The organism is Streptomyces sp. NPDC036813 (genome assembly GCF_055609245.1).
Genome location: NZ_JBVJPV010000005.1, coordinates 12,767 through 30,830 on the forward strand (window position 1 = coordinate 12,767; position 18,064 = coordinate 30,830).

Sequence of the window (18,064 nt, forward strand, 5' to 3'; positions counted from 1 at the left end):
GGGGATTGACGGCTACTTCTTTCGATCCGAACGCCGGTGACGCTACCACGCGACCCGGTCGGCTGGTATGACTACCTGCCTCGGATCTTCCACAAACATCACGGGGAGCAGCGGATGCCCGAGCAGAGCCCGACGATCGTCCACGACGTGCCGGTCAATGTCGCTCAACAGCCCGATCCCTACCCGCTGTTCGAACGGATCCGCGAGCACGGGGCGGTACAGCGGGTACGGCTGAATCCGACCCTTGAGGTCTGGATGGTCACGGGGTACGACGAGGCCGTGTCCGCACTCACCGACCCGCGGCTGAGCAGCAGTCCGGTGGCCGTGCGGGGCCTCGAGGAGGAGATGGCCGAGCAGGAGCGCACCAACATCCTGATGTCCAGCATGGTGATCGCCGACGGCGACACGCATGTGCGGCTGCGCAACCTGGTCTCCAAGGCCTTCACCGCGCGCCGGGTGGAGGCGCTCGCGCCGCGCGTGCAGGAGCACACCGACGCCTTCCTGGACGCTTTCGCGGCGCGTGGATCGGCGGACCTGGTCGAGGAGTTCGCGCTGCCGCTGCCCATGGCCGTGCTCAGCGACCTCATCGGCATCCCGGCCGAGGGACAGCCGGATTTCGCCAAACTGGCCGTGGGGCTCATCATGCCTCCCAACACCCCGGAGCGGCTTGCGAAGGGCGCCCGGGCCCGCGCCGCGCTCGTGGAGTTCTTCCAGCCGCTGATCGAGCGGCGCAAGGCCGAGCCGCGCGACGACCTGCTCAGCGCGCTGTGCGCGGCGCAGGCCGAGGAGCGGATCAGCGACCGTGAACTGACCGCGATGACCATCTTGTTGACGCTCGCGGGACACGAGACCGTCGCGAGCCTCATCGCCAACGGCGTGCACGCGCTGCTGCGTCACCCGGACCAGCTCGCCGCCCTGCGCGCGGACCCGGAGCTGCTCCCCGGCGCGATCGAGGAACTCCTGCGCTACGAGGGCCCGGTCAGCCGTGGTGTCGCGCGCTTCACCGTCGAGGACTTCGAGATCGCCGGGGTGACGATCCCGGCCGGCGAGATGATCATCGTCGGGCTGGCAGCGGCCAACCGGGACCCGGCCCGTTTCGACCGGCCGGACATCCTCGACGTCGCCCGCCGTGAGATGCCGCAGCAGCTCGCCTTCGGGCACGGCGCGCACTTCTGCCTCGGGGCGCCGCTCGCTCGCTTGGAGGCCAGGATCGCCATCGGCACCCTGCTGCGCCGCTTCCCGGACCTGACGCTCGCCACGCCGGACGAGACGCTGTCGCGCCGTGAGGGCATCCTGCGCGGGATGGCGACACTGCCGGTCACGTTCGCCCCGCAGCGCGCATAGGCACCCGACGGGCCCGGCAGCACGCGTGGGCCACCTGACGAAGGGACTCCTCATGGCATCGGCCTCCCCCGCGGCGGAGTTCGACCACATCGCCCCGGTGTACGACGCCTCGCGCGGCGGTACCGACCGGGCCGCCGGCTTCGCCGACCAACTCGCCCCGCTCCTCGATCCGGCACAGCCGGTCCTCGACGTGGGCGTGGGCACCGGCATCGTGGCCGAGCAGCTGACGGCGCGCGGGCACACCGTGGTCGGCGTCGATCTCTCCCCCGGCATGCTCGCGCTGGCCCGGCAGCGGCTCGGTGACCGGGTCGCGGTGGGCGACGCCTGCCGGCTCCCCGTGCGGACGGCCTCGGTGACACAGGCCGTGTCCACCTGGCTGCTGCACACCGGACCCGACCGGACGTCCGTCTTCCGTGAGGTGGCCCGCGTGCTGCGGCCCGGTGGCCGCTATCTGGTCGTCCCGGCCCGCGGCCGGCGCCCCACCGACGACATCGGCCGGATCGTGGGCGCGCTGGAGGACCGGCTCGACCCGGAGGGACGGCGCCAGGACGGTCCGGACCACCTCGTGCCGGTGGCGCGGGCCCAGGGGTTCGTCTACACGGGCACGGCGAGCGAGCGGCCCGCCACCTTCGAGGTCTCGCCCCGTGCGATGGCGAAGTCGCTGGCCGGCGGCCTCTTCACCGGCGCCTGGCAGCTGGAGGGGGAGGCCGACTTCGCCGCCGTCGCCGAGGCCCGGGAGCAGCTGCTCGCGCTGCCGGACCCGGACACGCCCCGCGTGCGGCGGATGGCCGACTTCGTCATGGTCTTCACACGGGGCGCCTGACCGCGTCCGGGGCCGGCCCGCCCCGCGGGGCCCTCAGGCCCGGTGACCGGTGTGCTGCTGGGCGGCGTACGGTCCGCCCAGCAGCTCCGCCGCCCGGTGCTGGGTGTGCTCTGCTGCCTTCTGCGCCTCCGCGACGACGTCGCCGCGCTCGCGCAGCAGATCCTCGTAGATCGGGGGATGTTCGCTTTCTTTGATGCTGTACATCATTGCCGGTCCTTTCCGCTGTCGTGCGATCCAGATTTCCTCATGCCCGGTTGAGCCGGGCGGCGATCCCGTGGCCGATCAGCAAATAAATGATGGCGGGGAGACCATAATTGAGGACGAAGCGCAGGCTCTCTGTGTCCATCGTGAAAACGTCCTGTGCCCATCCGGACAGCCAGTCGGCGGCCGCGTGCACGAAATCGACGAAGGCGTTTTTCTCGTTCGCGTCGAGCAGGTGAAGAAGGATCCACAGGACCAGCACAGCGGCAGCGACGTCGGCGATGGTGCAGATGGCCAGGGCCGCCCGCCGGGCGGTGGCCTCATTGCGTGCGGCGCGGCCGGGCGGCGGGGGCCGGTCGTGGACGGGGTATCCGGAAAGCGGGTCGGTGCTGTTCACACGAAATCCGATCTGATGCGGCGGCGGGCGTGGCCCATTTCCTCCTTCTTCTGCGCCCCGCATTCGCCACGGTGTTACACCGCACCGCCAATCCCGCATATGTCCCGGCTCTTCGGGCACGGCCCGCCATATCGGTATCCGGACCGTCCGACGGACATATTTCAGCCGGGCCGCGGGCCGGTCTCGGGAGCGGCCACGGGGCCGGCGGGCCGGGCGGGGACGCTCAGGCGCGGGAAGGAGCGCGCCGCCGCCAGGAAGGCGAGGGTCGTCAGCACGAACGGCCAGGTGAAGGGGTGGCCACCGGACGGGGCCAGCAGGGCGACGACGGCCGGGGTCACGGCGGTGGCGGTCGCCGCGCCGAGCAGCGCGTACAGCAGGGTGCGCCGGGTCGCCGCGAGGAACACCCCGCACAGCGCGAGCGCGACGAGCACCGCGCTGCAGCCCGCCGTCCCGTCCGCGATACGTGCGGCCGGGACGCCGAGGATCCAGGCGGTGAGGACGCCGGTGGCACTGCCGGCGCAGGCGACGAGCCCGGCCACGCGGCTCACCAGGAACAGCCCGGCGAGCAGCAGCCCACCCGCGTACCACTCGTCCAGGAAGAAGACCTGTCCCACGTTGCGCAGGAAGCCCCGCCACAGCTCGGCCGGACGCAGGTCCGGCGGGCCGACGGCGGCTCGGGGCAGCGCGGCCAGGCTGTCACCGTAGGGCCAGACCCGTCCGAACGCGGGCGCGGCGACGGTCACGGCGCTCGCCAGCAGGCAGTACGGAGCGGTCAGCGGCGGCAGGCTCCACACGCGCAGCATCCGCACCACCGCCGCCGTGGCGACGGTGACGACGAGCGACCCCGCCATGGCGAGGAGCAGGGTGGACAGCCGTCCGGCATCGAGGAACGCCGCGCAGCACAGGGCGAACAGGCAGGCGTTGAAGCCCTCCAGTCCCGCCTCCACTCGCTCGCGGGCCACGCCGAACAGCTGAGCACCGGCGGCCCCCGACGCCGCCCCGGCCAGGGCGTAGGCGGCGTAGCGCCAGTCGGCCACGACCAGTGCGAGACAGAAGGCCGCGCCGGCCCAGGCGTTGCGCAGGAACATCACTTGGGCCACGCCGCGCAGCGCCTGCGCCCCGACCCCCGAGCCGTATCCCGTCCACCCCCACCGCACGCCGCCGGACCGCTCCACTCCCCGCCCCTCACCCGACAAGACCGACTTACTTTCCGTTATGCGGAAATACATTTCCTCCATACGATACAGAAGCGCCCTTCAGTTGGACAGACGACCCTGCGCAGACCCACGTCGGCCCACATGGGCCGACGGACCACTGGGCCCACGGGGCGCGCTCGGCCAGGATGAGGGCCTGAACTTCTCCTGTGAGGTGGTCCGTCCATGAGCATCGTCGATCTCGCCGCGCTCGGTGAGTCCTTCACCCGCGACCCGTATCCGGTGTACGCCCGGTTACGGGAGCAGGGCCCCGTGCATCACGTCCGGATGCCCGAAGGGGGCGCCCTGGCCTGGCTCGTGGTCGGCTACGAGGCCGGGCGTGCCACGCTCGCGGACCCCCGGCTCACAAAGGACTGGAGCAAGGCCTCCCCCTCCCTGCCCATCGGATCCGTCTCCTCCGGCATGCACATGCTCCGGGCCGACCCGCCGGACCACACACGCCTGCGCAAGCTGGTCGCCCGTGAGTTCACCACGCGCCGTGTGGAGGAACTCGCCCCGCTCGTCCAGAAGACCACCGACGTGCTGCTGGACCGGATGCTCGCGGCCCAGGACGGGCGCGCCGACCTCGTCGAGGCGCTGTCCTTCCCGCTGCCCATCACCGTGATCTGCGAACTCCTCGGCGTGCCCGACCTGGACCGGGAGTCCTTCCGCACCTGGTCGAACGAGGCGCTCGGCGGTGTGGACCCGGAGGTCCGCAAGGCCGCCGCGGTGTCGATGGCCGGGTATCTGGCCGAGTTGGTGGAGGGCAAGCGCGGGCGCTCGGGCAGCGACCTGCTGAGCGCGCTGATCCACAGCTCGGACGACGACGGCGACCGGCTGTCCCACGACGAACTGATCGGCATGGCCTGGCTGTTGCTCGTCGCGGGCCACGAGACCACGGTGAACCTCATCTCCAACGGCGTCCTCGCGCTGCTGACGCACCCCGGGCAACTCGCCGCCCTGCGGGCCGACCTGACGCTGATGGACGCTGCCGTGGAGGAGATGCTGCGCTACGACGGGCCGGTGGAGACGCCCACGTACCGCTTCACCGTCGACCCCGTGACCATCGGCGACACGGTCGTCCCGGGGGGCGGCGAGCTGGTCCTGGTCGCCCTGGCCGACGCCAACCGCGATCCCGGCCGGTTCGCCGACCCGGACCGGTTCGACATCTCCCGGGACGCCCGTGGCCATGTGGCGTTCGGCCACGGCATCCACTACTGCCTGGGGGCGCCGCTGGCCCGGCTCGAGGCCCGCATCGCGATCCGGGCGCTCCTGGAGCGCTGTCCCGACCTGGCCCTGGACATCCACCCCGCGGCCGTCACCTGGCGCTCGGGCATGCTGATTCGCGGTCCGCAGAGCCTGCCCGTACGGTTCACGCGGTAGCGGCGCGGCGGCCGCGTCAGCTCTGGGCGGGGGCGAGCACGACGAAGTCCGCCTGGAACGGGTCGAGGCAGACGGCGAGTCTGCCCACGCCCTCCATGTCCGCCGGCCCCATCTGCACGCTGCCGCCGCCCTCGGTGACCTTGGCGATCGCGGCGTCGCAGTCGGGGACGTCGAAGACCGGGTGCCAGTAGGGCCGGCCGCTCGTCAGGCTGAGGTCCGCCGGGCGGAGCTGCATCAGGCCGCCCTGCATGCGCTCCTCGGGCAGCCCGGAGGGCGTGATGATGGTGTACGCGCCCTCGCCGCCCGGCATCTCCATGTCGGAGTACTGCCAGCCGAAGACGGAGCCGTAGAACTCCTTCGCCGCGGCGGCGTCGGTCGTGTAGAGCTCGGTCCAGGACAGCGATCCGGGCGCGCCGACCAGCTCGAAGCCGGTGTTCTGCCCCGGTTGCCAGACGGCGAACTGAGCGCCCTGCGGGTCGGTGAACTGCGCCATCTTCCCCCAGTCGCCCAGGTCACGGGGCTCGACGCGCACCTTGCCGCCGGCCCGCTGCACCGCCTGCGTCGTGGCCTCTGCGTCGGTGACGCAGTAGTAGATCATCCAGGCCGAGCGCGCCCCCTCCTCGGTCAGCCTGCCGAGGCCGCCGACGGTCTTGCCGTCCTTGCGCAGCGCTCCGCCTTCCATGTCGCCGCCCATCGGCTCGAAGTCCCAGCCGAGCACCGAGCCGTAGAAGGAGGCGGCGGCCTTGATGTCCGGGGCGCCGAGGTCGATCCAGCAGGGCACGCCGGGAGCGAGGTCAGTGGTGATCACGGTCGGTTCCCTTCCGTAGGTTCGCTGCCACCCAGAGTGACACCGCCCACTGACAATCGCGCGCTGACGATCGCGCGTGACAGTCGCGCGCTGGACGGCTCCTGGTGCCGGCGAGGCCCGGAAACCCGTCCCACGCCCCCGGTGGCATGATCGACGGGTCTGGCGGACGAGCGGAGGGAGCGGGTCGTATGGCGGGAAGGACCGTGCTGATCACCGGCGCGTCGAAGGGGATCGGGCTGGCGACCGCGCGGCGCCTGGCGGAGCGAGGGGACCGGGTCCTCGGCATCGCCCGCTCCGGTGCGCAGGGGGACTTCCCCGGCGTCTTGTACCCGTGCGACCTCGGTGACGAGGAGCGGACGGAACGGGTCCTCGCGGCGATCGCCGCCGAACACCGGGTGGACGCGGTCGTCAACAACGTCGGCGTGGCCGTGCCGGAGCCGCTGGGCGAGGTCTCCCTGGACAGCCTGCGGTCGGTGTTCGACCTGAACGTCCGCGCCGCCGTGCAGGTCACCCAGGCGTTCGTCAGCGGGATGCGGGAGCGCGGCTGGGGCCGGATCGTCAATGTCACCAGCCGGTCGGTGTTCGGGGCGCGGCGGCGCAGCAGCTACGCGGCGGCGAAGAGCGCGCTGGTGGGGCTCACGCGGACCTGGGCGCTGGAGCTGGCCACCGACGGGGTGACCGTCAACGCGGTCGCGCCGGGGCCGGTCGAGACGGAACTGTTCCGCGCCTCGCACCAGGCCGGCGGCGAGGCGGAGGCCCGCGTCCTGCGGTCGCTGCCCGTGGGGCGGCTGGGGCGGCCCGAGGAGGTGGCGGCCGCGATCGCGTTCCTGCTCGGCGAGGACGCCGGCTTCGTCACCGGCCAGATGCTGGGTGTGGACGGCGGCGGCAGCATCCCGGGGCGCTGACGGCCGATACCGTCCCGCCGTCGCGCAGGGAGCTGCCGGGGCAGCACGCCGTCGCGGCGGAGCCGCCGGATCACCACGCCGTCGCGGCGGAGCCGCCCGGGTCGCCACGCCGTCGCGAGCGGGAGCCACGGAGCCGTCACGCCGTCACGCCGTCACGCCGTCAACTGCCGGGCCGTCATGCCGGAAGCGCAGGCCGTCACGTCGTCGTCGCCCCGGCGACCGCCACGACGTCACACCGTCACACCGCCGCGCCGGTCGTCGGTCGCCGGTCGCCGGTCGCCGGTTCAGTCCGCCGGTTGCCGGTCGCCGGTTCAGTCCGCCGGATGCCCCGGCTCGATGTCCAGCGCGTCGCGCAGGCGCAGCAGCGGCGCGTCGGTGTCCCGGGCGCCCCAGCGCTCAGGTTCGAGGACGAAGCAGACGTGGTCGCCGCTGTCCAGGACGTCCCGCACGACGCCCACGAACCAGGCCGCCGCATCCTCCAGGACGACCGCGCCGCCGTCCTCCCGGCGCCAGCGCGCCCGCGCGAACTTGTCGACGCTGTCGCCGGTCTCCCCGCCGAACAACGCGGCCAGTTCATGCTGGTCGCGGGTGAGCAGGTGCACGGCGAGCCGGTCCGCGGCGCGGGCCACGCCGTAGGTGTGATTGGCCTTGGACAGCCACACCGCGTACCGCGCCGGCTGGATGGAGCACTGGGCGGAGAACCCGACGAGGCAGCCCGACCGCTCCTGTCCCGCCGCGGCCGTGACCACGCACATCTCGGGGTTCAGCCGGTCCATGAACGCGTCGGCGCCCGCCATCTCCCATGCACTCCCGTCCCCGGCCACCGCCGGCCCCACGGCACGCTTCCACCGGTCACCCTACGACTGCCCGGATCCCCCGTCACAACGCCTGGTGGCGGCCCGGGGTGTGGCCGAAGGTGCGCCGGAAGACGTCGATGAAGGCGCTGGCGGACGCCCACCCGCACCGGTGCGCCACCGTCGTGACCGGGATGTCCTCGGCCAGCAGCACCAATGCGTGATGCAGGCGGACCTGGGTGCGCCACTGCGGGAAGGTCATGCCGAGGTGAGTGCGGAACAGGCGGGAGAGCGTGCGTTCACCGGCCCCGACCTCGCGGCCGAGTTCGGCGAGGGTGCGGCCGTCGGAGGGATCGGCGCGCACGAGCGAGCACAGCGCACGCAGCCGGGGCTCGGCCGGCATGGGCAGGTGGAGCGGCTGCTGGGGCGCGGCCCGCACCTGATCGAGCAGTACGGCCAGCAGGCGCCGCCGCTCCGGGGTTTCGGTGCCGGGGGTGTGCGTGCAGGCGATGATCAGCTCGCGCAGCAGCGGGCCGACGCTGAGCACGGTCGGCGTGTCCAGGCCGAGCGGGTTCGCCGTGGTGGGCAGGCCCAGCAGGTGCAGTTCGAGGTCGCCGTGGGCCTGGTGGGCGTGCACCGTCCCGGCCGGGATCCAGATGGCCCGGGTTGCAGGAGCGATCCAGGACCCCGCGTCGGTGGTGACGGCCAGGACACCGCGACCGGCGTAGGCGATCTGGTGGTCCTCGTGCCGGTGGGCGTCGATCCCGGTCCCCGGGGCCAGGCGCTGGGTGCGGGTCGGCGCGACCGGCGTGTGGCGGATCTTCGTCATTGATTGGCAGATTATCGGAAGTACGACACCAGGCGTGGCGTCGAGCATGAACAAGTGCGCAGGAACTCATCGATCACGCTGCTGTCCCTCGGCCATGCCTGTGTCGACGTCTATCAGGGCGCCGTGGCGTCCCTCGTCCCGTTCTTCGTCGCCGAGCGCGCCTACGGCTACGCCGCGGTCTCCGGGATCGTGCTCGCCGCCTCCCTGCTGTCGTCCGTGGCGCAGCCGCTGTTCGGGCTGCTGACCGACCGCCGGCCGCTGCCATGGCTGCTGCCGTGCAGCACGCTGTTGGGCGGGCTGGGCGTCGCGCTCAGCGGACTCGGTGGCTCCTACGCCCTGACGCTCGCGTTCGTGGCGCTCTCCGGCATCGGAGTCGCCGCCTACCACCCGGAGTCCGCCCGTGTCGCCCGGATCGCCTCCCGGGGCAGTCACAGCGCGATGGCCTGGTTCTCGCTGGGCGGCAACCTGGGTTTCGCGACCGCTCCCTTGCTGGTCGCCGCCGTCGTCGCGCCGGCGGGGCTGCGCTGGACGCCCCTCCTCGCCGTACCGGCCGCCGTCGGCTGCGCGCTGTGCCTGCCCGTCCTGCGCGCGCTGGGTCGCGGCGGACGGGGCGGCCGGGATACGGCGGTGGCGGCCGGCCGGGACGACACGGCGTCCTTCGTGAAGCTGGCGTGCGTCGTCGTGTGCCGCTCCGTCGTCTTCACCGGCCTGAGCACGTTCGTGGCCCTGCACGTCGAGCAGCGCACCCACGGCGGTACTCGGGCGGGCACGGCGGCGCTGTTCGTGCTGTACCTCGGCGGCGCGGCCGGCTCGGTGCTCGGCGGGATGCTGGCCGGCCGCTGGGACCGCGTGACGGTGTCCCGGTGGTCGTACCTGCTCAGCGTCGGCGCGGTCGCCGGGGTCGTCCTCGCACGTGGTCCCGTCCTCTTCGGCTTCGTCGCGCTGACCTCGATCGGGCTGTACGTGCCGTTCTCGCTCCAGGTCACGCTCGGTCAGGACTATCTGCCGAGCCGGATCGGCACCGCGAGCGGCATCACGCTCGGGCTGACGGTCAGCGTCGGCGGACTCGTCAGCCCGCTCGTCGGCGCCCTCGCCGACGCGACATCGCTGCGCACCGCGCTGACCCCGCTGATCCTCATGCCGGCGCTGAGCTGGCAGCTGCTGCGCACCCTGCCCGAACCGGCCACGCCCGTCGTGCCCACTTGGAGCACCGACCGGGACACGACGCCGTCCATTGGGTAACCGTGCACCGAATCCCGTCGAACCTGAGGACAGCGCATGCAGACCGTCACACTGAACAACGGCGTCGAGATGCCGATCCTCGGCTTCGGCGTCTACCAGATCCCGCCGGAGCAGACCGAGCAGGCCGTCAGCGACGCCCTCGCCGCGGGCTACCGGTCGCTGGACACCGCGGCCGCCTACGGCAACGAGGAGGCCGTGGGCCGTGCGATCAGGAGCAGCGGCATCCCGCGCGAGGAACTGTTCGTCACGACCAAGCTGTGGGTTTCCGACGCCGGTGAGGACCGGGCCCGGCGTGCCTGCGAGACCTCGCTGCGCAAGCTCGGCCTTGACCGCGTCGACCTCTACCTGATCCACCAGCCGTACGGCGACGTGTACGGCTCATGGCGCGCGATGCAGCGACTGCTGGGCGACGGCCTGGTGCGGGCCATCGGGGTGTCCAACTTCTACCCGGACCGCCTGGTGGACCTGATCGACCACAACGAGGTCACGCCCGCGGTGAACCAGATCGAAACCCACCCGTTCTTCCAGCGCACGGCGGACCAGGAGCTCATGCGTGAGCGCGGGGTGCAGATCGAGTCGTGGGGGCCGTTCGCCGAGGGCCGCAACCAGCTCTTCACCCACCCCGTGCTCGCCGGCATCGCCACCACGCACGGCAGGTCCGTCGCGCAGGTCGTGCTGCGCTGGCTGATCCAGCGCGGTGTCGTCGTCATCCCCAAGTCGGTGCGCGCCGACCGAATGGCGGAGAACATCGACGTGTTCGGCTTCGAGCTGACCGGTGAGGAGATGGCGGCGATCGCCGCGCTGGACACCGGGGCGTCGCTGTTCTTCGACCACCGCGACCCGGCCATGGTCAGCCGGCTGGGCACCGTCACCCTGCAGTCCTGAGCCGTAGGTCACCACCGGCCGCCGGGTCGCCACGCCGTCTCGGCGACCACACCGGCGGCCTGGTCACCACGCCGTCTCGGCGGTCACACCGGCGGCCTGGTCACCCACGCCATCTCGGCGGTCACACCGGCGGCCTGGTCACCTCGCCATCCGGCGGCCGGGTCACCACGCCATCTCGTCGATCAGCAGCGTCGCGTCCGGCAGGGCCGTGCCGCCCAGGTTCTGCTCGGCCCAGATCACCTTGCCGTGCGCCGCGTACCGGGTGCCCCACCGCTCGGCGAACTGGGAGACCAGGAACAGGCCCCGGCCGCCCTCGTCGGTGGTGGCGGCCCGGCGCAGCCGCGGTGAGGTGTTGCTGCCGTCCGACACCTCGCACACCAGGGTGCGGCCGAGCAGGAGGCGCACCCGGACGGGTGGGGCGCCGTAGCGGATGGCGTTGGTGAGCAGTTCGCTGAGGATCAGTTCCGTGGTGAACGACTCCTCCTCCAGCCCCCACTCCTGGAGCCTGCGGCCGACCTCGGACCGGACGCGCGACACCTCCGTCACGTCGAACGGCACGTCCCAGGTGGCCACCTTGGCCGGGTCCAGCAGCCGGGTCCGGGCGACGAGCAGCGCCACGTCGTCCGTGGGGTGCGCGGGCAGCATCGTGTCCATCAGCGCCCGGCAGGTCTCCTCCGGGGTGCCGCCCGGGGCGGCCACGGCCGTGCGCAGCATGGCGAGGCCGTCGTCGATGTCGCGTCCCCGGTCCTCGATCAGCCCGTCCGTGAACAGCACCAGGCGGCTGCCCTCGGACAGTTCCAGCTCGCCGCACTCGAACGGGAACCCGCCGACGCCGAGCGGCGGCGACACCGGGACGTCGGGGAACGTGACCCGGCCCTGCGGGTCCACGACCGCCGGGGCGAGGTGCCCGGCGCGGGCCAGGGTGCAGCGGCCGCCGACCGGGTCGTAGATGGCGTACAGGCAGGTGGCGCCGGTCAGCGGGGCCGGGGCGGTGTCCGCCGTCTCCGCCTGCGTGTCCAGCCGCGCCACCATCTCGTCGAGATGTCCGAGCAGCTCGTCCGGGGCCAGGTCCAGCGAGGAGAAGTTCAGCACGGCCGTGCGCAGCCGGCCCATGGTGACCGCCGCGTGCAGCCCGTGTCCGACGATGTCACCGACGACCAGCGCCACCCGGAAGCCGGGCAGCGGGATGACGTCGAACCAGTCGCCGCCCACGCCGGACTGCGCCGGCAGGTATCGCCAGGCGACCTCCAGCGCGTCCTGTTCCGGCAGGTCGCGGGGAAGGAGGCTGCGCTGGAGGGTGACGGCCATGGCGTGCTCGCGCGAGTAGCGGCGGGCGTTGTCGATGGCCACCGCGGCCCGGGCCACGAGTTCCTCGGCGACCGCGACGTCCTCCTCCTCGAACGCGGCCGAACCCTCGCCGCGCCACAAGTTGACCATGCCGAGGACCACACCACGCGCCCGCAGCGGCACCGTGATCAGCGAGTGGATGCCGTAGTCCAGGGCCCGCCGCGCCCCCGCCGGGTCGTGGGCCCGCCAGTCCTGCGCGGTGTGCAGGTCCGTCACGAGGACGGCCTTCCCGCCGTGCAGGGCGGCGACCATGGGCGTGTCGGCCGCCACGAACCGGATCAGATCACCGACCGGCTGCAGCGGATGCCCGGTCTGCGACTCGCTGAGCGCGGTGCGCCGCATCTGCTTCACGGCGCCGGAGGGCTCCTCGCCGCGCAGGACGGAGTCCAGCAGCTCGACGGTGACGAAGTCCGCCATGCGCGGGACGGCGACCTCGGCGAGCTCCTCCGCGGTGCGCCGCATGTCGAGCGTGGTGCCGATGCGCACCCCGGCCTCGTACAGCAGGGTCAGCCGGCCGCGGGCCACCTCGGCCTGACCGGAGAGGGCGCGCAGTTCGGTGGTGTCGCGGAACGTGGCCACCAGGCCCTGGACGCCGCCGTACGGCTCGGTCAGCCGGGTGTTGACCGCGAGGAGCCGGTCCCCGGCCGGGACGACCTGGTCGGAGACGGCCTCGCCGGAGGCGAGGATGCGGGTCGGGCCGGGGCCGAGCCCGAGGTCGGTGACCTGCCGCTGGTCGGCGTCCGCCGGGAGGTCCAGCAGCCGGCGCGCCTCGTCGTTGGCGAGCAGCACCCGTCCGTCGGCGCCGATGATCAGCACCCCTTCGCGCACGGCGTGCAGGACGGCGTCGTGGTGCTCGTACATCCGGGTCATCTCGGCGGGACCCAGGCCGTGCGTCTGCCGGCGCAGCCGGCGGCCGACCAGGGCGGCACCGCCGGTCGCGAGCGCCAGCGCCACCGCCGACGCGCCGAGCATCACCGGCACCTGATGGTTCAGCACGTGACCGAGGGTCTCGACCTGGATGCCGGCGCTGACCATGCCGACCACCCGGCGGCTGGCGTCGGTCACGGGCACCACCGCGCGCACGGCGTCGGACGGCTCGCCGTGGAAGGTCTCGGTGAACGCCTCGCCCGCGGCGGCCCGTTCGACGCCCTGGGCCCGGGTGCCGATCAGGGAGGGGTCGGTGTCGGTGAGCCGCACGCCGCGTTTGTCGAGGACGGTGATGAAGTCGACGCCGGATCCGTGGCGCGCCTGCTCCGCCGGCCTCTGCAGCAGCGCGTTGGGGTTGGGTGAGCGCAGCGCGAGGGCGGTGCCGGGCGCGTGCGCGAACGCCTCGGCGGTGGCGAGGGAGCGGTTCCTGGCGTTGCGCTCGCCGTCGTAGCGGCCCTGCACCACCAGGGCGGTGGCGGCCGCGGCGACGAGCACCAGCATGATCAGCGCCTGGAGCAGGAAGACCTGGGTGGCGAACGTGCGGACGCTCAGCGACGGCGACAGACGGTGACCCGGTGACCGGCGGTCCGTCGCGCCGTCGCGGTCCTCACGGCCTGCGGCGGTTCCCCGGCGCCCCCGCCTTCTCGGGGCTTCCGGGGTTTCTTGGTCTCCCGGGGGCCGAGGCGCATCACGCAGCCGCCGTGCGCCGCTCGGCGGCGGCGCGGCCCTCGCCCGGGACCAGCGCGACCGTCCGCCCATGTCCCCCTTTGTAGCACCGCACCTCCGCGACGGGCGAACGGTGACGGCCCGTCCGGGGCAACGGCCACGCGGTCCGGCGCAGCGACCGGCTGCCGCCGTGAGGAGCAGAGCTGCGGCGCACGCGGGCGACGGCCGCGAGGATCATCACCGCCGCGACCGCGGGCCGTCGTGCCCCGGGGCAGCGCTGTCGTGACAGCGGGCCGCCGCCGTCCGGGGCAACGCCGCCGCGACTCCTTGCCGCCGCCGTCCGGCGTAACCCTGCCGCGACCGCGTGCAACGCCGGCACGAGCCTCGCTGACTCGCCTCGGGGCCGCCGTCACGAGCATCGCTGACTCGACCGCGTGCCCCGGGTTCCCGGCGAGTTCGTCGGCGGCGGACCGCCGGGGGCCGACGACGTCGCACGGCACGCGGCCCCAGCGGGCCGGGGCGAGGGCGAGCGGGCCGCGGGCCGGGACAGACGACATGCGGCACGTTCCGACCGTCCTGGCGCGAGGGCGGTCGTCCGGGGATGCCGGGCCGGCGCCCACGGCCGGCGCCGGGGCCGGGGCCGGGTGCCGAGGGCCGGGCCCCCGCGCCCAGCGCCCGCGCCCGGCGCCCGGCGCCCGGGACCGGCGACGCCCTGAGCCCGGCGTGGCTGCACCTGGCTCCCTTCGTCGGCGTCTCCTGATGGCGCCGGGTAAGGGTGACCTTGGCGTCGGCCTGCCCGGTCGTACGGGACATCACAACGTCGGCCTCGGCGCGACGCGGACAGGAACAGGGACGGGGAGAGGGAGAGACCGAACGACGCTGATCTCGTCGGACCCCTGGTCCATGCTGCGGAAGCTGTCGCAGCGACCCGCTGGACTGTGCCACGACCTGGCCCGGTCACTCCCCGTCTCCCTGGGCTTCCCCCTCCACTTCTCCTCTACACAGGAGTGTCGGCGGACCAGGTCGGGCGGCCGCGGGAGAGGGCGCCGGTCAGGGCGCGCAGGGCGCCGGTGAGCGTCCCCACGTCGGGGGCGTTGCCGAGGCACAGCCGGAACGCGCGCGGCGGCGGCTGGTCGGTGGCGCTGTAGTACAGGGTGGGGCTGACGGAGATGCCCTGGCCGTCGGCGAGGGCGAGCGCCTCGGAAGCGGTCCAGGGCGCGTGCAGTTCCACCCAGGTGTGCAGGGCGTCGGCCCGGACGTGGCTGACCGCCGGCGCCTCGGCGAGGAGGTGTACGGCGGCGGCGCGGCGGCGGCTCATCTCCAGGCGCTGCCAGTCGAGCAGGCGCTCGGCGGTGCCGTCCTCCAGCCAGCGCAGGGCGACGGCGGTGGCGAGCGGGGACGGGTTGAAGACGGTGGCGCGGATGAGCGCGCCGAGGCGGCCGGCCAGCTCGGGCGGTCCGGCGAGGAACCCGCAGCGCAGGCCCGGTGCGAGAGTCTTGGACAGGCTGGTGAGGAAGAGGGTGCGTTCGGGGGCCAGCGCGGCCAGCGGGGGCAGGCCGGCGTGGTCGGAGAGCAGCCCGAAGACGTCGTCCTCGATGATGACCAGGTCATGGCGGCGGGCGATCTCGACGATGGCCTCGCGGCGGCCGAGGGGCTGGGTCGCGGCGGTCGGGTTGTGGGCCGTCGGCATGCAGTACAGGGCGCGCGGGGAGGGGGCGGCGGCGCAGGCCTCTTCCAGCGCCTCCGGGATGAGGCCCTCGCCGTCCATGGCGACGCCGGACATGCCGATGCCCAGCAGCTGGGCGGCGGTCTTGGCGCCGGGGTAGGTCAGCGCCTCGGTCAGCAGGGTCTCGCCGGCGCGCAGCGCGGCACCGAAGGCCACCAGCAGGGCGTGCTGGCTGCCGGAGCTGATCGCCACCTGGTCCGGGCCGACGTCCAGGCCGCTGCGGGCGAGCCAGCCGCAGGCGGTGCGCCGGTGCTCGTAGGCGCCGATGTCGGACTCGTAGCCGAGCAGCGCGCCCAGGTCGGGGGTGCCTGCGAGCGTCGTGAGGGTGCGGCGCAGCAGCTCCTCGTGTCGGCCCCGAGCGGGGGCGTTGACCGCCATGTCGTGACGGACGGGCGCGTCGGCGTCGCCGGGGTCCGGCGTGTCCCGCAGGTGCGGGATACCGGAGGCGCCGGCGACGAAGGTGCCGCGTCCCACGGTGCTGCTGACCAGGCCCTGCTCCTCGGCCTCGCGGTAGGCGCGGCTGACGGTGGGGACGGCGACGCCGAGCGCTCGGGCCAGTTCACGGTGGGTGGGCAGGCGGTCGCCCGCCGACAGCCGGCCGGTGGTCACCGCGGTGGCGATCGTCTCCGCGATGCGCCGGTAGACCGGCCCACTCGTCCCGTCGTCGGCCAGCAACTGCGCGAACAGGCGGGGATCGGCCGCCATCGCTCTCCTTCTTCTCGTCCAGGCGTCTGCTCGCCCGGGCGTCTGCTCGCCCGGGCGTCGCGGATGGTGCTCGTAGGGGGCCCGTCACGGGCGTACCCGGGGACCGTTACAGGTCGATCATGACGCTTGTGGTGGGACGAGCACAGCACACGGGGACCTGTCCCGGCTCCACAGGGGCCGTCGGTTCGATCACATAGGCGACCTCGCCGTCGTCGAGACCGGTCACACAGGTGCCGCACAGGCCCGTGCGGCAGGAGGCGTCGGGACGCAGGCCGGCCTGTTCGGCGAGGGCGAGCAGGCTGAAGGTGTTCTCCCGCCAGGGCACGGTCACCCCGGAGCGGGCGAAGGTCACCGTGACCGGCTGTCCGTCGGCGTCGCGCGCCACGGGACCGGTGTCCGCCTGCCCCTCCGCCCGCTCCTCGCCGTTCAGAGGCCGGGCCGCGCCGAAGAACTCGTGGTGCACCCGGTCGGCGGGGACGCCCAGACCGGCCAGGGCGGCGACGACGTCGGCCATGAAGCCGGCGGGCCCGCAGACGTAGTAGTCCGCGTCGAGCGAGGGCAGGATCCGCTCCAGAACCTCCGGGGTGAGCCGACCCGTCTCGTCGAAGTCACGTCCGGGTGTGTCCTCGGGGGCGGGGCGGCTGAACAGCAGGTGGGTGCGGAGCCCGTCCCGGGATCCGGCCAGCCGGCGCACGTACGGCCCGAAGGCGAGCTCGCGCGACGAGCGGGCCTGGTGGACGAAGTGGACCGGACGCGCCGACTCGCCGTCCTGCCCGGCGAGTTCGTCGAGCATCGCCAGCACCGGGGTGATGCCGATGCCCGCGCTGACGAGCACGACGGGACGGCGGCCCGGCCGGAGCACGAACCGGCCGCGTGGCGCCCGCGCCCGCAGCCGCGCGCCGACCGCGATGTCCGAGTGCAGATGCCCGGAGGCGACGCCCGCGGGGGCGCCCGGCACGTCGGACGGGGCCGGCTCGCGCTTGACGGCGATGCGGTAGCCGAGGCCGTCGTCGGTGCGTCCGGCCACGGTGTAGGTGCGCACCACGGGCCGCGGCGCCGCGGGGACGTCGAGCGAGAGGGTCAGGAACTGCCCGGCCGCGAAGTCCGGCAGCCGCTCGCCGTCCGGGTCGGCCAGGTCGAAGGAGACGACGTCCGCGGCCTCCTGGCGGCGGCCCGTGACGACGAGGGCGCGCTCACCCCGCCATCCCTCCTGCGTTCCGCGGGCCCGGGCCAGCAGCCCCTCGGCCTTGGTGCGCAGGAGCGGCGGCAGCGCGGCGCACCGCAGGACGCGGGCGAGGGCCGCCTCGTCGGGCCGCTCCCGGTGCAGGACGCGGGCCAGTTCCGCGACGGTGAGACCGCCCTCGCCCCGGCGCACCCGCTCGATCTTGTCGCCGGCCCGGATCGGGCCGGGCTGGAGCACGCGGCAGAAGAAGCCCACGCGGCCACTGCTGAGATAGCGGGCCGGGAAGTCCTCCTCGCCGAGCCGGACGGCCATCTTGCGGCAAGGGATGCGCGGTTGGGTGACCCGCAGGAGGACCTCGCCGATGCGCAGCTCGTCACCGACGGCGACCTCGTCGTCCGCGGGAGCGTCGACGGTGAGGTTCTCGCCGAAGGTGCCGGGCGCCAGGTCACGGCCCAGTTCGCGGCGCCAGTCGTCGTAGTGACGGAGCTGGTAGCACAGCAGCGCACGGTCGCGGTCGTCGGCGTCGTCGACGTGGTCGTCCGCGACGAGGCCGTCAGGGCCCACGAGCACGGCGCCCGGCGCGGGGCGCTTGTCGAAGCCGGTGACGATCGTCTCGCCCTGGACGGTCATCGGCTGCGCCTGCCCGAGGTTGACCGAGAGCAGCTCTCCGAAGATGTGGGTCATGCGGAGAAAGTAACAGTACAAT

Annotated in this window: 15 protein-coding genes; 6 read left to right on the top strand and 9 right to left on the bottom strand. The window is 73.5% G+C overall.

Annotated elements, in window-relative coordinates; all coding sequences use genetic code 11:
- Positions 1–114 precede the first annotated feature (114 nt).
- Complete coding sequence (locus tag ACZ67Q_RS12530; RefSeq protein WP_471180161.1) at positions 115–1,344, top strand: cytochrome P450 family protein; 1,230 nt, start codon at positions 115–117, stop codon at positions 1,342–1,344.
- A 52-nt stretch (positions 1,345–1,396) separates the two neighbouring features.
- Entirely contained in the window at positions 1,397–2,167 is a 771-nt protein-coding gene (locus ACZ67Q_RS12535) for a class I SAM-dependent methyltransferase (RefSeq protein ID WP_471180164.1), read from the top strand.
- A gap of 33 nt (positions 2,168–2,200) precedes the next feature.
- Here the strand turns inward: ACZ67Q_RS12535 and ACZ67Q_RS12540 are convergent, their stop codons facing one another.
- The 3 genes from ACZ67Q_RS12540 to ACZ67Q_RS12550 form a co-directional block, all read right to left on the bottom strand.
- The gene (locus ACZ67Q_RS12540) at positions 2,201–2,374 is read right to left on the bottom strand and encodes a hypothetical protein (protein WP_471180167.1); all 174 of its coding nucleotides are present in this window, start codon (positions 2,372–2,374) and stop codon (positions 2,201–2,203) included.
- Between the two features lie 37 nt (positions 2,375–2,411).
- Positions 2,412–2,765: a hypothetical protein gene (locus ACZ67Q_RS12545; RefSeq protein ID WP_471180169.1), complete on the bottom strand. Its 354-nt coding sequence runs from the start codon at positions 2,763–2,765 to the stop codon at positions 2,412–2,414.
- A 161-nt stretch (positions 2,766–2,926) separates the two neighbouring features.
- Positions 2,927–3,940: an urea transporter gene (locus ACZ67Q_RS12550; RefSeq protein WP_471180172.1), complete on the bottom strand. Its 1,014-nt coding sequence runs from the start codon at positions 3,938–3,940 to the stop codon at positions 2,927–2,929.
- 204 nt (positions 3,941–4,144) lie between these two features.
- On the opposite strand from ACZ67Q_RS12550, the gene ACZ67Q_RS12555 reads away from it, so the two are divergent.
- Positions 4,145–5,341 (top strand): cytochrome P450 family protein, encoded by a 1,197-nt coding sequence (locus tag ACZ67Q_RS12555; protein WP_471180175.1) that lies wholly within the window; start codon positions 4,145–4,147, stop codon positions 5,339–5,341.
- Between the two features lie 16 nt (positions 5,342–5,357).
- On the opposite strand, the gene ACZ67Q_RS12560 is transcribed toward ACZ67Q_RS12555, so the two are convergent.
- Positions 5,358–6,149: a VOC family protein gene (locus ACZ67Q_RS12560; RefSeq protein ID WP_471180177.1), complete on the bottom strand. Its 792-nt coding sequence runs from the start codon at positions 6,147–6,149 to the stop codon at positions 5,358–5,360.
- Between the two features lie 188 nt (positions 6,150–6,337).
- Here ACZ67Q_RS12560 and ACZ67Q_RS12565 point away from each other — a divergent pair, with 188 nt between their 5' ends.
- A complete protein-coding gene (locus ACZ67Q_RS12565) occupies positions 6,338–7,054 on the top strand; it encodes an SDR family oxidoreductase (protein ID WP_471180180.1) in 717 nt (238 codons plus the stop codon).
- Between the two features lie 311 nt (positions 7,055–7,365).
- On the opposite strand, the gene ACZ67Q_RS12570 is transcribed toward ACZ67Q_RS12565, so the two are convergent.
- Both ACZ67Q_RS12570 and ACZ67Q_RS12575 read right to left on the bottom strand, forming a co-directional pair.
- Positions 7,366–7,851, bottom strand: coding sequence for a flavin reductase family protein (locus tag ACZ67Q_RS12570; RefSeq protein WP_471180183.1), 486 nt, complete (start codon positions 7,849–7,851; stop codon positions 7,366–7,368).
- Positions 7,852–7,933: 82 nt separating this feature from the next.
- Positions 7,934–8,677: an AraC family transcriptional regulator gene (locus tag ACZ67Q_RS12575; RefSeq protein ID WP_471180185.1), complete on the bottom strand. Its 744-nt coding sequence runs from the start codon at positions 8,675–8,677 to the stop codon at positions 7,934–7,936.
- Positions 8,678–8,731: 54 nt separating this feature from the next.
- Between ACZ67Q_RS12575 and ACZ67Q_RS12580 the strand changes: the two genes are divergently transcribed.
- Positions 8,732–9,919: an MFS transporter gene (locus tag ACZ67Q_RS12580; protein ID WP_471180188.1), complete on the top strand. Its 1,188-nt coding sequence runs from the start codon at positions 8,732–8,734 to the stop codon at positions 9,917–9,919.
- A 36-nt stretch (positions 9,920–9,955) separates the two neighbouring features.
- A complete protein-coding gene (locus ACZ67Q_RS12585; protein WP_471180190.1) occupies positions 9,956–10,804 on the top strand; it encodes an aldo/keto reductase in 849 nt (282 codons plus the stop codon).
- 162 nt (positions 10,805–10,966) lie between these two features.
- Here the strand turns inward: ACZ67Q_RS12585 and ACZ67Q_RS12590 are convergent, their stop codons facing one another.
- The 3 genes from ACZ67Q_RS12590 to ACZ67Q_RS12600 form a co-directional block, all read right to left on the bottom strand.
- Complete coding sequence (locus ACZ67Q_RS12590) at positions 10,967–13,579, bottom strand: SpoIIE family protein phosphatase (RefSeq protein ID WP_471180193.1); 2,613 nt, start codon at positions 13,577–13,579, stop codon at positions 10,967–10,969.
- Between the two features lie 1,162 nt (positions 13,580–14,741).
- The gene (locus ACZ67Q_RS12595; protein ID WP_471180196.1) at positions 14,742–16,175 is read right to left on the bottom strand and encodes an aminotransferase-like domain-containing protein; all 1,434 of its coding nucleotides are present in this window, start codon (positions 16,173–16,175) and stop codon (positions 14,742–14,744) included.
- A 106-nt stretch (positions 16,176–16,281) separates the two neighbouring features.
- Positions 16,282–18,042, bottom strand: coding sequence for an MOSC domain-containing protein (locus ACZ67Q_RS12600; protein ID WP_471180199.1), 1,761 nt, complete (start codon positions 18,040–18,042; stop codon positions 16,282–16,284).
- Positions 18,043–18,064: the final 22 nt, after the last annotated feature.